Origin of the sequence: Citrobacter sp. Awk 2, from assembly GCF_028069815.1 — a bacterium.
In the GTDB taxonomy this organism is placed as follows: Bacteria; Pseudomonadota; Gammaproteobacteria; order Enterobacterales; family Enterobacteriaceae; genus Citrobacter.
In genome coordinates, this window is sequence record NZ_JANEWL010000028.1 from 1 (window position 1) to 19,130 (window position 19,130).

General features: G+C 51.5%; 12 protein-coding genes. 10 read left to right on the forward strand and 2 right to left on the reverse strand.

Annotated elements, in window-relative coordinates:
* Positions 1 to 500 precede the first annotated feature (500 nt).
* Both rcsD and rcsB read left to right on the forward strand, forming a co-directional pair.
* A complete protein-coding gene (rcsD, locus tag NNO02_RS09610) occupies positions 501 to 3,170 on the forward strand; it encodes a phosphotransferase RcsD (RefSeq protein ID WP_271454659.1) in 2,670 nt (889 codons plus the stop codon).
* A gap of 16 nt (positions 3,171 to 3,186) precedes the next feature.
* A complete protein-coding gene (rcsB, locus tag NNO02_RS09615) occupies positions 3,187 to 3,837 on the forward strand; it encodes a response regulator transcription factor RcsB (protein WP_003027592.1) in 651 nt (216 codons plus the stop codon).
* 112 nt (positions 3,838 to 3,949) lie between these two features.
* Here the strand turns inward: rcsB and rcsC are convergent, their stop codons facing one another.
* Positions 3,950 to 6,796: a two-component system sensor histidine kinase RcsC gene (gene rcsC / locus NNO02_RS09620; RefSeq protein WP_271454660.1), complete on the reverse strand. Its 2,847-nt coding sequence runs from the start codon at positions 6,794 to 6,796 to the stop codon at positions 3,950 to 3,952.
* Between the two features lie 168 nt (positions 6,797 to 6,964).
* Here rcsC and atoS point away from each other — a divergent pair, with 168 nt between their 5' ends.
* From atoS to NNO02_RS09650, 6 genes are all read left to right on the forward strand, one after another.
* Complete coding sequence (atoS, locus tag NNO02_RS09625) at positions 6,965 to 8,803, forward strand: two-component system sensor histidine kinase AtoS (protein ID WP_271454661.1); 1,839 nt, start codon at positions 6,965 to 6,967, stop codon at positions 8,801 to 8,803.
* A complete protein-coding gene (atoC, locus tag NNO02_RS09630; protein WP_271454662.1) occupies positions 8,800 to 10,185 on the forward strand; it encodes an acetoacetate metabolism transcriptional regulator AtoC in 1,386 nt (461 codons plus the stop codon). The genes atoS and atoC overlap by 4 nt, the downstream gene beginning before the upstream one ends.
* A 195-nt stretch (positions 10,186 to 10,380) precedes the next feature.
* On the forward strand, positions 10,381 to 11,040 hold the full coding sequence (atoD, locus tag NNO02_RS09635) for an acetate CoA-transferase subunit alpha (protein WP_271454663.1): 660 nt from the start codon (positions 10,381 to 10,383) through the stop codon (positions 11,038 to 11,040).
* 2 nt (positions 11,041 to 11,042) lie between these two features.
* A complete protein-coding gene (locus NNO02_RS09640; protein ID WP_048211108.1) occupies positions 11,043 to 11,693 on the forward strand; it encodes a 3-oxoacid CoA-transferase subunit B in 651 nt (216 codons plus the stop codon).
* Positions 11,690 to 13,012, forward strand: a complete 1,323-nt coding sequence (locus tag NNO02_RS09645) for a TIGR00366 family protein (RefSeq protein WP_271454664.1) — start codon at positions 11,690 to 11,692, stop codon at positions 13,010 to 13,012. Before NNO02_RS09640 ends, NNO02_RS09645 begins: the two co-directional genes overlap by 4 nt.
* A 30-nt stretch (positions 13,013 to 13,042) precedes the next feature.
* A complete protein-coding gene (locus NNO02_RS09650; RefSeq protein WP_271454665.1) occupies positions 13,043 to 14,227 on the forward strand; it encodes an acetyl-CoA C-acetyltransferase in 1,185 nt (394 codons plus the stop codon).
* Between the two features lie 43 nt (positions 14,228 to 14,270).
* Here the strand turns inward: NNO02_RS09650 and gyrA are convergent, their stop codons facing one another.
* Positions 14,271 to 16,907 (reverse strand): DNA topoisomerase (ATP-hydrolyzing) subunit A, encoded by a 2,637-nt coding sequence (gene gyrA / locus NNO02_RS09655; protein WP_271454666.1) that lies wholly within the window; start codon positions 16,905 to 16,907, stop codon positions 14,271 to 14,273.
* A gap of 158 nt (positions 16,908 to 17,065) precedes the next feature.
* Here gyrA and ubiG point away from each other — a divergent pair, with 158 nt between their 5' ends.
* Both ubiG and NNO02_RS09665 read left to right on the forward strand, forming a co-directional pair.
* Positions 17,066 to 17,794, forward strand: coding sequence for a bifunctional 2-polyprenyl-6-hydroxyphenol methylase/3-demethylubiquinol 3-O-methyltransferase UbiG (ubiG, locus tag NNO02_RS09660; RefSeq protein WP_271454667.1), 729 nt, complete (start codon positions 17,066 to 17,068; stop codon positions 17,792 to 17,794).
* A 613-nt stretch (positions 17,795 to 18,407) separates the two neighbouring features.
* Complete coding sequence (locus NNO02_RS09665; protein ID WP_271454668.1) at positions 18,408 to 19,115, forward strand: fimbria/pilus periplasmic chaperone; 708 nt, start codon at positions 18,408 to 18,410, stop codon at positions 19,113 to 19,115.
* Positions 19,116 to 19,130: the final 15 nt, after the last annotated feature.

Below are 19,130 nucleotides of genomic sequence, written 5' to 3' on the forward strand. Positions count from 1 at the left end.
ATAAAAAATTTATAAATCAACCACTTGAACAAAACACAACCATAGCACTGAATGATAAAAAAAAATCTTCACTCGCAACTAAAATAGACTCGCTATCATCATTAACTTTATTTATTACCGTCATTCATTCATGAATGTCTGTTTACCCCTATTTCAACCGAATGCTCTGCGTTCGGTTTTTTTTTACCCTTCTTTACACAAACATCACTGTTCTGTGCTACCGATGAAAAACTATAACGACTATTAACTATCTCACCTGCTCACCATCGTTTATAAATCAGGCAAATAATTTCTTGTTATTTAATGCTAAATCTGTAGGTTTCATACCTCTATTTGTACTGGTAGTGACCGGCTGTACACGTTTGCATTGCCTGCCTGGCAACGATACACAACAATAAAAAATGCAGCTCACCGGATGTTGCGTAAGTATGGCAATTCATACATTACCCTTTATACTGCCCCTTCATCTTTAGCGTCGTTTTAACAGGTCATAAACACGAATGAGTCAGTCTGACACAACGGCTTCTACCCGATTCTCCCTGCTTCCGGGAAGTATTACCCGTTTCTTCTTATTACTGATCGTGGTGCTGTTGGTGATGATGGGCGTGATGGTCCAGAGCGCGGTCAACACCTGGCTAAAAGATAAGAGCTATCAGATTGTCGATATCACCCACGCAATTCATAAAAGGGTGGATACCTGGCGATACGTGACCTGGCAAATCTATGACAATATTGCAGCGACAGCCAACTCATCGACTGCTGACGGGTTACAGGAAACCCGACTCAAGCAAGATGTCTACTATCTTGAAAAACCCCGTAGAAAGACTGAAGCACTGATTTTCGGCTCGCATGACAGTTCTACGCTGGAAATGACCCAACGTATCTCAACCTATCTGGATACACTGTGGGGCGCAGAGAATGTCCCATGGTCAATGTATTATCTGAATGGTCAGGACAATAGCCTGATTCTTATCTCAACGCTGCCGCTGAAAGATCTCACTTCCGGCTTTAAAGAATCGACAATTGGCAACATTGTCGATTCGCGCCGCGCTGAAATGTTACAACAGGCCAATGCGCTCGATGAGCGTGAAAGCTTCTCGTCCCTCCGCCGGTTGGCCTGGCAAAACGGCCATTACTTCACGTTACGCACAACCTTTAATCAACCAGGACATCTGGCAACCGTGGTCGCGTTTGACCTGCCGATTAATGATTTGATCCCCCCGGGCATGCAGTTGGACAGCTTTCACCTGGAGCCTGATGCCACGTCTACGGCTGAACATCTCAGTGAAAAAGAGTCGCCTGACAGCGTCAGCATCAACTTTAACAATAGCAAGATTGAGATCTCCTCAGCGCTAAATTCAACGGATATGCGACTGGTCTGGCAGGTTCCCTTTGGTTCATTACTGCTTGATACGCTGCAAAGTATTCTGCTGCCGCTGTTACTGAATATCGCTCTGCTGGCGCTGGCGCTGTTTGGCTATACCACTTTCCGCCACCTTCCTGCCCGTTCAAACGAAGTGGCGCCAAACCTTGTCGCAAATAATGAACTCCGGGTACTTCGCGCAATCAATGAAGAAATTGTTTCGCTGCTGCCGCTGGGATTATTGGTACACGACCAGGAATCCAACCGCACGGTTATCAGCAATAAAATTGCCGACCATCTGCTGCCACATTTAAATCTGCAAAATATCACCAGTATGGCGGAGCAGCATCAGGGGGTCATCCAGGCCACAATCAATAATGAATTATATGAGATCAGGCTGTTCCGCAGCCAGATCTCAGCCCGCACGCAGATCTTTATCATTCGCGACCAGGATCGCGAAGTACTGGTCAATAAAAAGCTGAAACAAGCGCAGCGACTGTATGAGAAAAACCAACAGGCTCGCGCCGCCTTTATGCAAAACATTGGTAGCGCACTGAAAGATCCTGCCAAAACGCTGGCCATAAATGCTGCTGCACTCAATACGCCCGACAGCGAGAAACTGGCAAACCAGGCAGACGTGCTGGTACGTATGGTCGATGAGATTCAGTTGGCCAATCTTCTGGAAAGCGATGACTGGAAAAGTGAATCAACGCTGTTTTCCGTGCAGGCGTTAATTGACGACGTCGTGCCTGAAGTACTGCCAGCCATCAAGCGTAAAGGGTTACAGCTGCTGATTAAAAATCACCTGAGCGCCAATGATGAGCGCCGCGGCGACCGCGATGCCCTGCGTCGTATTTTGCTGCTGCTCATCCAATATGCCGTGACCACGACGCAGATTGGCAAAATTACGCTGGATGTCGACCAGGATGAATCGGAGGCAGAGCGTCTGACCTTCCGTATTCTGGATACGGGGGAAGGCGTCGCGCTGAATGAAATTGATAATCTGCACTTCCCGTTCATCAATGACACGCAGAGCGATCGATATGGCAAAGCGAATCCACTCACGTTCTGGTTGTGCGATCAGCTCGCACGCAAATTGGGTGGACATCTGAATATTAAAGCGCGGGAAGAACTTGGAACGCGTTATATCGTCCATGTTAAGATGCCGCTACATGACCAACATGCTGATAATGAAGAACGGTTGTTGGATGATGTCTGCGTGATGGTTGACGTCACCTCGAATGACGTACGCAGCATTGTATTGCGTCAGCTGGAAAACTGGGGAGCAACCTGCATCACCCCCGATGAGCGACTGAATAGTCAAGAATATGATCTCTTTATCACTGATAATCCGTCTAATCTTACTGCCTCAGGCTTGCTTTTAAGCGATGATGAGTCTGGCGTGCGAAAAATTGCCCCCGGTCAGCTGCGCGTCAACTTTAATATGAGCAATGCTATGCAGGAAGCTGTCCTGGAGCTAATAGAAGAACAACTGGCGCAAGAAGAGATCCAGGAACTCCCCCTCGGCGGTGATGAAAACGCCGAACTTCATGCCAGTGGTTACTATGCACTCTTTGTAGACACAGTACCGGATGATGTTAAGAGGTTGTATACTGAGGCAGCAACCAGCGATTTCGCTGCGTTAGCCCAAACGGCCCATCGCCTGAAAGGCGTGTTTGCCATGCTTAATCTGGTACCCGGCAAGCAGTTATGTGAAGCGCTGGAACATCTTATTCAAGAGAAAGATGCTCCAGGTATAGAAAAGTACATCAGCGACATTGACGTTTACGTCAAGAGCTTGCTGTAGCAAGGTAGCCCAATACATGAACACTATGAACGTAATTATTGCCGATGACCATCCGATTGTACTGTTCGGTATTCGTAAATCACTTGAACAAATCGAGTGGGTGAACGTTGTCGGCGAATTTGAAGACTCCACTGCACTGATCAACAATTTGCCTAAATTAGATGCTCATGTGTTGATTACCGATCTCTCAATGCCGGGAGATAAATATGGTGATGGGATCACGTTAATTAAATATATCAAACGCCATTTCCCGAGCCTGTCGATCATCGTTTTGACCATGAACAACAACCCGGCCATCCTGAGCGCGGTGCTGGATCTCGACATTGAAGGGATCGTGCTGAAACAAGGTGCGCCAACTGACCTGCCTAAGGCGCTGGCGGCGCTGCAAAAAGGTAAGAAATTCACCCCGGAAAGTGTCTCTCGCCTGCTGGAAAAAATCAGCGCCAGCGGCTATGGCGACAAACGCCTGTCACCGAAAGAAAGTGAAGTTCTGCGCCTGTTTGCCGAAGGTTTCCTGGTGACTGAAATCGCTAAGAAGCTCAATCGCAGTATTAAAACCATCAGTAGCCAGAAAAAGTCTGCAATGATGAAGCTCGGCGTGGAAAACGATATCGCCCTGCTGAATTACCTGTCATCCGTGACGTTAAGCCCGTCAGACAAAGAGTAATTCATTTTCATATCATCTGCCTGAAGGCACCGCGTTTATCTGGCCTACGAACAATACAGCGTTGTGTATGTTCTGTAGGCCGGATAAGGCAAACACCACTACCCAGCCTCTTTTATCCCCGCGTTTTTCTCACGCGTTCCGCATAGACAGTCAACGTCTGCTTCAGCACGTCTAACGTCACTGGCTTGGACAAACAGCTGTCCATTCCCGACTCCAGACAGCGCTGCTTCTCTTCCGCCAGAGCATTGGCCGTCACACCAATCACCGGCAGCGTTAGCCCCAGTTGGCGAATACGCTGCGTCAAACGATAGCCATCCATATTCGGCATGTTGACGTCGCTCAGCACAATATCAATATGGTTTTTACTCAATACATTGAGCGCGTCCACACCGTCGTTGGCGGTTTTACACTGATACCCCAACGATCCTAGCTGATCGGCCAGTAAACGGCGGTTAATCGGATGATCGTCAACCACCAGAATCATCATGTCATCGTTTGTGGCTCCCACTTTGTCCGGAGCTGGCAGCGCGGTGGAAAGCGCTTCACTACCCAGTTCAACGCTGTAAATATGCGCCAGCAGCGCGGGCAACTCGTGCGGCGATGCCACGCTGTGCACCCACTCTCCAGGCGTTCTTTCCAGTGGAATACCAATGTGGCGACGACAGAAAATCACCGTGGCTCGTCCCTTCCACGTCTGATCCAGCACATCATCAGCAATCAATACATCATTTGCATCAGGTTGCTGCCCCTCATAACGCAGCACCGTCATCCCGGTACGCGTGAGGCTGGATTCGATAAAGTGATAGAGTGACGCGTTTCGCACGGCCAGCCAGCAGCGAGTGCTGGTAAGACCATCCACACTCTTATTCTGTGGGTACTGGGCACCATACAGCGGTATCCGCAGCGTAAACTGGCTCCCCATCCCCGGTTCAGAATCGACGGAAATATCCCCGTCCATCATGCTGATCAGTTTCTCACAGATAGCCAGACCCAACCCGGTCCCCTGGAAATTACGCTGCACGCCCGTCCCCACCTGGAAGAAGGGATCGAACAGACGAACGACTTCTTTGGCCGGGATCCCCACGCCAGTATCACGCACACGAATGCTGAGGTAGTCGCCGCTGCACTGAACATGCAGCACAATACAGCCGGTATCAGTAAATTTAATCGCATTACTCAGCAGGTTAGAAATAACCTGCTGTAAGCGCATCGGATCGCCATTTAATGCCACGGGCACATCCGGTTCGATGAAACAGTACAATCCCAGTTGCTTGCGTACCACCAGCGGCAGGTAGTTGGCCGTAATATGGCTCATCACTTCACGCGGTGAAAATTCGCGCGGTTCAATCTTCAACTGTTCGGATTCAATTTTCGAGAAATCAAGAATATCGCTGATAATCTTCAACAACAGGCTGGAGGAATTATTCATCGCCGTCACCAGGCGATCCACTCCGCTGGGCAGTTCTTTCGTTTGCAGCAGGTCAAGGTTACCGATAATGCCATACAGCGGCGTGCGTAGCTCATGACTCACCGTCGCAAGGAACATTGATTTTGACTGGCTGGCCTGTTCCGCCGCCTGCGCCATCTCCTGCAACGACTCTTCCATTTTCACGCGAGCACTCACATCGACCAGGACGCATATCGCTACGTTCTCATTGCGATAACGTGAATGCACAAAGCTGATTTGCAGATTAGTATTATTGCTGGTCAACACATCGACGAAATTAACCTGCTGGCCGCAGATAATTTGCGTCAACCGTTGCCTGTCTTCATGCGTCAGCATGTTGAGATAGGTATGCGCCAGCTCGTTGCTCAGAATGTTAATGCCATCAATTGTGCGCAGAATACAAATACCGACCGGCGCAGAAGCCACGATTTTACGGTTAAACTGCTCATGCTCTTCCAGGCGTTGGGCATCGCTTTCCGCTGGAATAAAAATACGCCGCTCATACATGCGCGTCAGCATAAACAACGCCGCACCTACCAGCACATTCAGCAGAACCGCATTTAGGATCATCATGCGTATCCGCTCCAGCACCAGATCGACCGGCACGGAGTACACAATACTGAGCGAGGATGGCGGCAGGTTTTTCTTTAACACCAGATTGCGAAAACCCGGCGTGTAGCCAAACCACGAGCGCTCCTGCATCCAGCGCGGTTCAGACTTAATAGTGCCTTCAGGACCGGTGAGTGAAATCAGCGCATGACCATTTTCATCAAGGATGGTCACCCCCATCGGCAAACTGCCCGGCGTGAAGAAGTTCTCCATGCGAATCGGCTGTTCCACACCCAGCAACGCCTGCAGACGATTGGCAAGATAGACCGGCGTCAGCGCATAAAAATACCCCACCCCTGGACGTGGCCCCTGGCTTATCCAGAACAGGTTATTGCCGTTTTCTTCCTGCGGGGCATTGCGATACTTAATGATGCGCTCATGCAGCGCTTTCAGCGCCTCGTCACGTTCGACAGGCATATCCCGCAGACCAAAATTGGCCATACAGAGGTTATCGCTGCCGATCAGGAACACGCGGTTCAAATCATAAGCCGCTGAAAAATTGTCGCGCCAGTAGCGCATAAACCACGCTAATGACTCCAGCGAGCCACGCCAGGCATTACCCATCACCGCACAGTCGGAATCGGCAAACAGCGGTTCAAAATTCGGCACCACGGTTTTATCATCCCGTGCCCGCAATGACATCACGCCGTTTTCTGCCGTTAACCGGTTTTCAGCAATGTATTTCAGCTCTTTTATCACGTCAGAAGTACGCTGAATGTAGCGTTGGGCCTGATCGGAGCTGAGATTAAACTCCTGGCGGATCTCAGACTCTCGCTGGTGCAGCGCATTCACAATGTAGAACACCGAAACAAAAGCAATCAGACACCAGACCAGTAAGGCCAGCGCTCTGAACAGGTAGCGTGAGACTTTTAGAGTTGAATGAACGGAAGCAAGGTATTTCAAAGGGGCGAAGCTCCGCCTCAGGATATCAATAGAGTGTGGTTAAGGTAGCGGTAAATGTCCGGCGTCGCAATGCCCTCTCTTTACGGGAATATGATACACCGCTCTGACACCGTTGTCTTAACCCCTGATAATCGTCGTTTGCCTAAAAAACACTGCACGGATGTGAGAATGCGCAAGCTGAGATGGCTGACGCGTCGTTTATACCCGCGACGTTTACGTAACCAAATGATCATGATGGCCATTCTGATGGTCATTGTGCCGACGATTTCTATTGGTTATATCGTAGAAACCGAAGGTCGGTCAGCAGTCTTATCTGAAAAAGAGAAAAAACTGTCATCGGTGCTCACTCTGCTTAACGGTGCGCTGGGCGATAGCTTTAGCCACTACGCAGATTTACCGCGTGAAGCGCGCATTCGGGCGCTGAATCTTGAGTTGGGCCCCATCACCGAACGGATCACCCAGGCATTTCCTGGCATCGGCGCGGGGTATTACAACAAGGCACTGGATGCAATCATCACCTACGCCCCCTCTGCGTTGTATCAAAGTAATGTCGGTATCACCATCACTGACGATCACCCCGGACGTGAAGTGATGAGCAGCAACGCACCTGTGGTTTTTTCCGGACGACAGGTTCGTGGCGACATCCTCAACTCCATGATCCCCATCGAACGGCAGGGTGAAGTTATTGGCTATATCTGGGCGAATGAACTGACGGAAGATATCCGCCAGCAAGCCTGGAAAATGGACGTCAGGATCATTGCCGTGCTGGCTGCCGGACTCATCAGTAGCCTGCTGTTGATTGTGCTTTTCTCTCGCCGTCTCAGTGCGAATATCGACATTATCACCGACGGGCTCTCCACGCTGGCGCAAAAAACACCAGCCCGACTGCCTGAACTGCCCGGCGAACTGGGACAAATCAGCCGCAGCGTCAATGCGCTGGCACAAACGCTTCGGGAAACCAAAACCCTTAATGACCTGATTATTGAGAACGCAGCAGACGGCGTCATTGCCATCGACAGACAGGGCGATGTCACCACCATGAACCCGGCGGCAGAGCAAATCACTGGCTATCAGCTTCATGAACTGGTCGGGCAGCCCTATGCAACCCTCTTTGCCGATACTCAGTTCTCCAGCCCGGTACTGGATACACTGGAGCACGGCACCGAACATGTCGCCCAGGAGGTAAGTTTTCCTGGTCGCGACCGCACCATTGAAATAAGCGTCACCACCAGCCGGATCCATAACGCGCATGGCGAGCTAATCGGAGCTCTGGTGATCTTCTCTGATTTAACGGCCCGCAAAGAGACACAGCGCCGGCTGGCACAAACGGAAAGGCTCGCGACGCTCGGCGAGTTGATGGCTGGAGTGGCGCATGAGGTACGTAACCCGCTGACGGCAATCCGTGGCTATGTACAGATCATCCGCCAACAAACGTCTTTACCAGAACATCAGGATTATTTATCCGTTGTGCTGAACGAAATTGACTCAATCAATAAAGTCATCCAGCAACTGTTGGATTTCTCTCGCCCGCGACAAAGCCAGTGGCAGCAGGTACGGCTCAATGCGTTGATTGAAGAAACGCTGATCCTCGTGCAAACCGCAGGCCTACAGGCTCGAATCGCATTTACCACAGAATTAGATGCCAGCCTGCCCGCCATCGTCGCCGATCGCGAACTCCTCAAGCAGGTGATCCTTAATATTTTAATCAATGCGGTGCAGGCGATAGCCGCACGGGGCGAAATTCGAATCCGCACCTGGCAATATTCAGCCTCACAGCAGGCGGTGATGATTGAAGATAATGGCAACGGTATCGATATTGCCATTCAGAAGAAAATATTCGACCCCTTCTTTACGACCAAAGCGTCAGGTACGGGTCTTGGACTGGCGCTAAGCCAGCGCATTATCAACGCGCATCAGGGGGATATCCACGTGACAAGTATGCCGGGCTGCGGCGCAACCTTCACCCTGATTTTACCTCTTAACCCGCAGGGAAATCCGTCAGAATGAAAACGACCTACCGTATTCTCATCGTTGATGACGAAGAAAATGTTCGCCGTATGCTTGCCACTGCGTTTTCCCTGCAAGGGCATGAGACGCACTGCGCCAGCGATGGAAAAGCCGCGCTGACTCTGTTTGCTGATACGCATCCTGACGTGGTACTGATGGACATCCGTATGCCAGAGATGGACGGTATTGATGCACTGAAAGCCATGCGCGCCCAGCAGCCGCGGATCCCCGTGATTCTGATGACGGCCTACGCCGAAGTGGAGACCGCAGTAGAAGCTCTCCGTAGCGGCGCGTTTGACTATGTGATTAAACCCTTTGATTTGGATGAGCTCAATCTGGTCATTCAGCGCGCACTACAGCTTCAGGCAATGAAGCAGGAGATCCGCAATCTGCATCAGGCGCTAAGCACCAGTTGGCAATGGGGGCATATCCTGACTACCAGCCCGGTGATGATGGATATTTGTAAAGACACGGCAAAAATCGCCCTCTCACAGGCGAACGTACTGATTAGCGGCGAAAGTGGCACAGGAAAAGAGCTGATTGCCCGCGCCATCCACTACAACAGTAAACGCGCCAACGGCCCCTTTATCAAAATCAACTGTGCGGCCTTACCGGAATCCTTACTGGAAAGCGAACTGTTTGGCCACGAAAAGGGGGCATTTACCGGTGCACAAACCCTACGCCAGGGGCTGTTCGAACGCGCGCATAAGGGAACGCTTCTGCTCGACGAGATTGGTGAAATGCCGCTGGTTCTGCAGGCCAAACTGCTGCGTATTTTGCAGGAAAGAGAATTCGAGCGCATCGGCGGACACCAAATTATCCGCGTCGATATCCGTATTGTTGCCGCCACCAACCGCTGCCTGCAAACAATGGTGAAGGAAGGAACGTTCCGCGAAGACCTGTTTTATCGGCTTAACGTGATTCATCTGACCCTTCCCCCGTTACGCGAACGCCGCGAAGACATCGCCCTGTTAGCGAATCACTTTTTACAAAAATTTAGCTCAGAAAATCAGCGGGATATCATTGAGATCGATCCCACGGCGATGTCCATGCTTACCGCCTGGCCATGGCCAGGGAACATTCGTGAACTGTCTAACGTCATCGAACGTGCGGTGGTCATGAATACCGGCGCGGTGATTTTTGCCGAAGACCTGCCTGCGCAGTTCCGATCGCCTGTCAGTACCGTAACAGAGGTAAAAGCAGTTCAGACCGGAGAACGCAATCTGAAGGAAGAAATTAAGCGTGAGGAAAAACGCATCATCCTTGAGGTGCTCGACAATCAGGATGGCAACCGCACCCGTACCGCGCTAATGCTGGGGATCAGTCGGCGCGCTCTGATGTACAAATTGCAAGAGTATGGTATTGATCCGTCAGGCTCCTGATACCTAAATTTGCTATGCAGAATTTTGCACACTGCGCAAAAATCTGCATAGCAACTCCACATCCCCCTCGCCAGCTAATAAAAATAAATCATAAAATTCAAATAATTAAAAAATAATTTCGCTATTTGTCATTCTGGCACCCGGCTTGCAATTCCCTGAGCGTACCCAAAATGGAGTATGCAAAAGGGAAACATAATGAAAACAAAACTGATTACTTTACAAGACGCAGCGAGCTTCTTTCGTGACGGCATGACCATCATGGTCGGCGGTTTTATGGGGGTTGGCACGCCACCTCGCCTTGTCGAAGCCTTACTTGAATCTGGCGTCAGGGATTTGACGTTAATTGCCAACGATACCGCATTTGTCGATACCGGTATCGGCCCCTTAATCGTCAATGGTCGCGTGAGCAAAGTGATTGCCTCGCACATTGGCACCAACCCTGAAACCGGTCGCCGCATGATTGCCGGTGAAATGGACGTACAACTGGTGCCGCAAGGCACTCTGATTGAGCAAATTCGCTGCGGTGGCGCAGGCCTTGGCGGTTTTCTCACGCCAACCGGTGTCGGCACCGTAGTGGAAGATGGCAAGCAGACCATGACGCTCGATGGCAGAGTCTGGTTGCTCGAACGTCCATTACGTGCCGATCTGGCGCTAATCCGCGCACACCGCGCTGACACGCTTGGCAACCTGACCTATCAACTTAGCGCCCGTAATTTTAACCCACTGATTGCCCTCGCCGCCGACATCACACTGGTTGAACCGGATGAAATGGTCGGGATCGGTGAACTCCAGCCAGACCATATCGTTACCCCCGGTGCCGTTATCGACCATATCGTCATTCCACAGGAGAGCTAATCATGGATGCTAAACAACGTATTGCGCGCCGTGTGGCGCTTGAGCTTCACGATGGGGATGTCGTCAACCTGGGGATTGGTCTGCCGACGATGGTTGCGAACTACCTGCCCGCTGACATTCATATCACATTGCAGTCAGAAAATGGTTTTCTCGGTCTGGGGCCGGTCACAACCGCGCATCCCGACCTGGTAAACGCCGGTGGGCAACCGTGCGGGATTTTACCAGGCGCGGCCATGTTTGATAGCGCCATGTCGTTTGCGTTAATTCGCGGGGGCCATGTCGATGCCTGTGTGCTCGGTGGGTTACAGGTCGATGAGCAGGCCAACCTCGCCAACTGGGTCGTTCCCGGCAAAATGGTTCCCGGCATGGGAGGGGCGATGGATCTGGTGACCGGCGCGCGCAAAGTGATTATCGCGATGGAGCATTGCGCAAAAGACGGCTCAGCGAAGATCCTCCGACATTGCACCATGCCGCTGACGGCACAACATGCGGTGCATATGCTGGTCACCGAACTCGCTGTTTTCCGTTTCATTGACGGAAAAATGTGGCTTACGGAGATCGCGGAAGGATGCGATATCGCCACGCTGCGTGAAAAAACCGAAGCGCAGTTTGATGTCGCCGCCGAGCTGATTATCCTGCGAGGTGATGCATGATCGGCCGCATTGCTCGTTTTATGACGCGCGTGGTCAGCCGCTGGCTGCCTGACCCACTAATTTTCGCCATGCTGCTAACGCTGTTGACCTTCGGCATCGCGCTGTGGCTAACGCCACAAACACCCGTCAGCATGGTGAAATTCTGGGGTGATGGTTTCTGGAATCTGCTGGCTTTCGGCATGCAGATGGCGCTGATCATCGTCACAGGCCATGCGTTAGCCAGTTCAGGACCGGTGAAAAGTCTGCTGCGTACGGCAGCGTCTGCCGCCAAAACCCCCGCTCAGGGGGTCATGCTGGTGACGTTTTTCGGTTCAGTCGCCTGCGTCATCAACTGGGGTTTTGGTCTGGTAGTGGGGGCGATGTTTGCCCGTGAAGTCGCACGCCGGGTACCCGGCTCCGACTACCCCCTGCTGATTGCTTGTGCCTACATCGGTTTTCTCACCTGGGGGGGTGGCTTCTCCGGTTCAATGCCATTGCTGGCGGCAACACCAGGCAACCCGGTTGAACACGTCGCAGGGTTAATTCCGGTCGCAAACACGCTGTTTACCGGTTTCAACATCTTCATCACCGTGGCACTGATCGTCGTGATGCCGTTCATCACACGCATGATGACGCCAAAACCTTCTGATGTGGTAAGTATCGATCCGAAGCTGTTACTGGAAGAAGCTGATTTCCAGAAAAAACTGCCACCCGACGCCCCACCATCGGAAAAACTGGAAGAGAGCCGCATTCTGGCCCTGATCATTGGGGCATTAGGGATTGCTTATCTGGCTATCTATTTCACTGAGAAAGGCTTCAACATCACCATCAACACCGTCAACCTGATGTTTATGATTGCCGGTCTGCTGCTGCATAAAACGCCTATGGCCTATATGCGTGCCGTTAGCGCAGCCGCGCGTAGCACCGCCGGCATCCTGGTGCAGTTCCCCTTCTACGCCGGTATTCAGTTGATGATGGAGCACTCTGGCCTCGGTGGATTGATTACCGAGTTCTTCATCAACGTCGCCAACAAAGACACCTTCCCGCTGATGACCTTCTTCAGTTCAGCACTGATTAACTTTGCCGTGCCGTCTGGCGGTGGCCATTGGGTTATTCAGGGACCGTTCGTCATGCCAGCCGCTCAGGCCCTTGGTGCCGATCTCGGTAAGTCAGTAATGGCTATCGCCTATGGCGAGCAGTGGATGAATATGGCGCAGCCGTTCTGGGCGCTACCTGCATTGGCTATCGCCGGATTGGGGGTGCGCGACATCATGGGGTACTGCATCACCGCCCTGTTCTTCTCCGGCGTCATTTTTGTCATTGGATTGACCTTGTTCTGACAGCCATTACTTACATAAAGGAACAGAAAAATGAAAAACTGTGTCATTGTCAGCGCGGCACGTACCGCAATCGGTAGCTTTAATGGCGCACTGGCGACCACCAGCGCTATCGAGCTGGGATCAACCGTGATAAAAGCGGCAATTGAGCGCGCTCATCTTGATCCACAGCAGGTTGAAGAAGTGATTATGGGTAACGTGCTGCAGGCCGGTCTGGGACAGAATCCGGCGCGTCAGGCATTGTTAAGAAGCGGTCTTTCCGACACCGTTTGCGGATTCACCGTCAACAAAGTGTGTGGCTCCGGTCTCAAAAGTGTGGCGCTTGCGGCTCAGGCGATCGCCGCCGGACAGGCCCAGGCACTGGTCGCTGGTGGAATGGAAAACATGAGTCAGGCCCCCTACCTGTTAGAGGCTAAAGCCCGCTGGGGATATCGCCTCGGTGACGGGCAATTGTCAGACGTCATTCTGCGTGATGGGCTGATCTGTGCTGAACATGGCTACCATATGGGGATTACCGCCGAGAACGTCGCTAAAGAGTACGGCATCAGCCGCGAAATGCAGGATGAACTGGCACTGTTATCACAGCAGAAAGCCGTTGCCGCAATAGAGTCCGGCGCTTTTCAGGCCGAAATTGTCCCCGTCAGCGTACAATCACGTAAGAAAACCCTCATTTTTGAACGCGATGAGTTTCCCAAGGCTGACTCCACGGCGGAAGGGCTCGCCGCATTGCGTCCGGCCTTCGACAAAGCCGGCACTGTTACCGCTGGCAACGCCTCGGGGATTAACGACGGTGCTGCCGCGCTGGTGGTAATGGAAGAGTCGGCAGCGCTGGCTGCTGGGCTAAAGCCGCTGGCGAGAATCAAAGCCTGGGCCAGCGGCGGCGTCGCCCCAGCGATGATGGGCATGGGACCCGTTCCTGCCACGCAAAAAGCGCTACAACTGAGCGGACTGCAGCTGTCGGATATCGATCTTATCGAAGCTAATGAAGCATTTGCCGCGCAGTTTCTTGCCGTGGGTAAAACATTGGGGTTTGATACACAAAAGGTCAACGTTAACGGTGGCGCGATTGCGCTGGGCCACCCTATCGGTGCCAGCGGTGCGCGTATTCTGGTCACATTGCTGCACGCGTTACAGGCACGGGATAAAACGCTCGGTCTGGCAACGTTGTGTATCGGCGGCGGCCAGGGTATAGCAATGATCGTGGAGCGGATGAACTAAAAAAAAGGGCCGGATTTCTCCGGCCCTTCTCATCACAACTTAATTACTCTTCTGCGTCATCTGCCGCATCGTCGTCGCTTTCCGCTTCAGGAGCGATATCATCATCCCCTTCCGCAGCACTACCGTCGATGGAGTCAAGTTCTTCATCATCAACCGGTTCAGCAACACGTTGCAGACCCACTACGTTTTCATCTTCCGCCGTGCGGATGAGGATCACGCCCTGGGTGTTACGCCCAACCACGCTGATTTCCGACACACGAGTACGGACCAGCGTACCGGCATCGGTGATCATCATGATCTGGTCGGTATCTTCAACCTGCACCGCGCCGACAACAGAGCCGTTGCGCTCGGTAACCTTGATGGAGATAACGCCCTGCGTCGCACGAGACTTCGTCGGGTACTCTTCCGCCGCGGTACGCTTACCGTAGCCGTTCTGCGTCACGGTCAGGATGGCACCTTCACCGCGCGGAACAATCAGAGAAACGACTTTGTCTTCGCCTGCCAGCTTGATACCGCGTACGCCGGTCGCGGTACGACCCATCGCACGAACAGCATCTTCTTTGAAGCGCACCACTTTACCGGCAGCAGAGAACAGCATGACTTCATCACTACCGGACGTCAGGTCAACGCCAATCAGCTCGTCGCCTTCGTTCAGGTTAACCGCAATGATACCGGCAGAACGCGGACGACTGAACTCGGTCAGCGCCGTTTTCTTCACCGTACCGCTGGCGGTCGCCATAAAGACGTTCACACCCTCTTCGTACTCGCGTACTGGCAGGATAGCAGTGATACGTTCGTTGGCCTCAAGCGGCAGCAGGTTGACGATTGGACGTCCACGCGCGCCACGGCTCGCTTCCGGTAGCTGATAAACTTTCATCCAGTACAAACGACCACGGCTGGAGAAGCAGAGGATCGTGTCGTGAGTATTGGCCACCAGCAGGCGGTCGATAAAGTCTTCTTCTTTAATACGTGCTGCTGATTTACCTTTCCCGCCACGACGCTGTGCTTCGTAATCGGTTAACGGTTGATATTTAACGTAGCCCTGGTGAGACAAGGTTACGACAACATCTTCCTGGCTAATCAGATCTTCGATGTTGATGTCAGCGCTGTTCGCGGTGATTTCAGTACGACGTGCGTCGCCAAACTGCTCACGAATCAGCTCCATCTCTTCACGGATAACTTCCATCAGACGATCGGCACTGCCCAGAATGTGCAGCAGTTCAGCAATCTGCTCCAGCAGCTCTTTGTATTCGTCGAGCAGTTTTTCATGCTCAAGGCCGGTCAGTTTCTGCAAGCGCAGATCCAGAATCGCCTGGGCCTGCTGTTCAGTCAGGAAGTACTGACCATCACGCACGCCAAACTCAGGTTCCAGCCATTCAGGACGCGCAGCGTCATCACCGGCACGTTCCAGCATGGCGGACACGTTACCCAGTTCCCAGGAACGCGCAACCAGTGCCGCTTTCGCTTCAGCTGGGGTCGGTGCACGACGGATCAGTTCGATGATCGGATCGATGTTGGCGAGAGCAATCGCCAGCGCTTCGAGGATGTGCGCACGGTCACGGGCTTTACGCAGTTCAAAAATAGTACGGCGGGTAACCACTTCACGACGGTGACGAACAAACGCAGCGATAATATCTTTCAGGTTCATGATCTTCGGCTGACCATGGTGCAGCGCAACCATGTTGATACCGAAAGAAACCTGCAATTGGGTCTGGGAGTAGAGGTTATTCAGCACCACTTCCCCAACCGCGTCGCGTTTCACTTCAATCACGATGCGCATACCGTCTTTGTCAGACTCGTCACGCAGTGCGCTGATACCTTCAACGCGTTTGTCTTTTACCAGCTCGGCGATTTTCTCGATCAGGCGTGCTTTGTTCACCTGATACGGAATTTCATGCACGATGATGGTCTCACGGCCAGTTTTCGCGTCAGCTTCGACTTCTGCACGTGCGCGAATGTATACCTTGCCGCGACCGGTACGGTAAGCTTCTTCGATACCACGACGACCATTGATGATCGCGGCGGTCGGGAAGTCCGGACCCGGAATATGTTCCATCAGCCCTTCAATGCTGATGTCTTCATCGTCAATATATGCCAGACAGCCGTTGATCACTTCCGTCAGGTTGTGCGGCGGAATGTTGGTTGCCATACCTACCGCGATACCGGACGAACCGTTCACCAGCAGGTTAGGAATTTTGGTTGGCATGACGTCTGGAATGCGTTCGGTGCCGTCGTAGTTATCGACGAAATCAACCGTTTCTTTTTCCAGGTCAGCCATCAGCTCGTGGGCGATTTTCGACATACGGATTTCCGTATAACGCATCGCAGCTGCGGAGTCGCCATCGACAGAACCAAAGTTACCCTGACCATCCACCAGCATGTAACGCAAGGAGAATGGCTGCGCCATACGAACAATGGTGTCGTAAACGGCGGTATCACCATGAGGGTGGTATTTACCGATTACGTCACCAACGACACGGGCAGATTTTTTATAGGCTTTATTCCAGTCGTTGCCCAATACGTTCATGGCGTAAAGTACGCGACGGTGTACCGGCTTCAGGCCATCTCGGACGTCCGGCAGCGCACGGCCAACAATGACCGACATCGCATAATCCAGATAGGAGCTCTTCAGCTCTTCCTCAATGTTGACCGGTGTAATTTCTCTCGCAAGGTCGCTCATCTAACCGCTATCCCTCTACTGTATCCCGGATTCAAAGGTCGCAAATTATAACACACCCGTGCAGATTCAGGTAAATGGATTCCCCCAGACAGAGGCTTTATTCATCCCGTCAGGCTGATATACTCGTTTGCATTGCTAATTTAGGAGTAGAAGCCCCAATGAATGCCGAAAAACCGCCGGTAACTCACAACGTTGACCATGAAGAAATTGCCAAATTTGAAGCAGTCGCGTCGCGCTGGTGGGATCTTGAGGGTGAATTTAAGCCTCTGCACCGCATAAACCCGCTGCGTCTGGGGTATATCGCCGAACGGTCAGGTAGTCTGTTTGGTAAAAAGGTACTCGACGTCGGCTGCGGCGGCGGGATTCTGGCAGAGAGCATGGCGCGTGAAGGCGCAACGGTCACCGGCCTGGATATGGGGTTTGAACCCTTACAGGTGGCAAAACTGCATGCGCTGGAAAGCGGCATTCATGTTGATTATGTGCAAGAGACAGTCGAAGAACACGCCGAGAAATATGCGCACCAGTATGACGTCGTCACCTGTATGGAAATGCTGGAACACGTACCGGACCCGCAGTCGGTGGTCAGAGCCTGCGCCAAACTGGTCAAACCCGGCGGCGAAGTATTTTTCTCCACGCTCAACCGTAACGGTAAGTCCTGGTTGATGGCCGTGGTCGGCGCGGAATATATTCTGCGCATGGTGCCTAAAGGTACGCACGATGTGAAAAAATTTATTAAGCCAGCTGAATTATTACAGTGGGTTGACCAGACGGTGTTGAAGGAACGTCACATGACCGGTCTGCATTACAACCCCATCACCAACACCTTCAAACTGGGCCCCGGCGTGGATGTGAACTATATGGTGCATACCACGGCAAAATCCGAGTAGCGAGCATCGCCGGCCGGATAAACCGCTATCCGGCCGACATCCCGTGTGAATTCTGACGATTTGCCTGACGGTTTTCCAACTGCGTCTTTGCTGAGGTTATTTATCCCGTTAATTCACTACCGGGCGTCAATTTATAAATTTTCGCTTCATTATTTTCATCTCTTTTATTTCTGACTTTATTCACTGTGACAATTATTCAGCATCAGCAGTAGTAGAAATGGCTTGATCGTACATGGTTAAGCGTCGCCGCTAAAATCATCTCGCTGCTAAAACACCGCTTAAGCCTCTGAGATAGATTTTACTACAAGATATTTCTGGATATTTCTCGCGTTCTGTCACCCCCCATTCCAAAACACGGGCACGGCCACATATCAATAAAAGCAGTAATTATAGTCAGCGCACAAATAAAAAATACATTCATACGGGATATTTATTTAAATTTACTTACGCCCCCATTAAGATAAACTAACTTTCACCATGATACTCAAAAATATAAATTCTTTAAAGAACATATAGTGCCTTTGAAAACACATTCCCCAAGATAACCACCAGAATCGACACAGACTCTGACGCCCTACTGGATATTGAGCAGCGCTATTACAGGTGATACACAATGAAGAGTAAAACTATCTTGCACGTTGTTTTATTAGCGTGTTTCTCTCAGTTAAGCTATGCAAACATGTCTGTCTACCCTATGTCTGTCGACATGAACGAGCAGGGAGAAGGGAGCGTTCGCGTAATATCAAGAACCAACGAGATACAATACATTAAATCGACTGTACTTAGCGTCTCCGGAAGAAATACTCCACAGGAAAAAGAAACTGAAATTAATATTGGTGATCCGCATGCTATTGTCGTGATGCCGCCAAAATTCGCATTGCCGGCAGGTGCCAACAAAATGGTCCGTCTCGTGTCCATGGAACCGGTGCAAACCGAAACAACCTATCGGGTTAAGTTTGAAGCCGTCCCACAGCCTGACGACGAAGCGCTCAAAGACAATAACGTCAAAACTCAGCTGACGCTCAATCTTATCTGGGGCGTATTAGTCAGTATTCCACCAGCGCATCCACAGCTCAAAATGAGTTTGCAAACGGCGGGTCTGATTAAAAATGATGGTAACCAACGTTTTAAAATATTAAAGACCGGGTTGTGTAAGAAAGGACAGAAGGAGAAAGATTGTGTATGGCAGGAAGTTAACATCAATGTTTACCCTGGTTCCAGCTATACGCCTAAGAATATATTGAATTACGATCGCATCGTTGTTCAATATTGGAACTGGATTGATAAGTCAAAAAATGAAAAAGACTTCGCAATCCATTAATTCTTCAATATATGG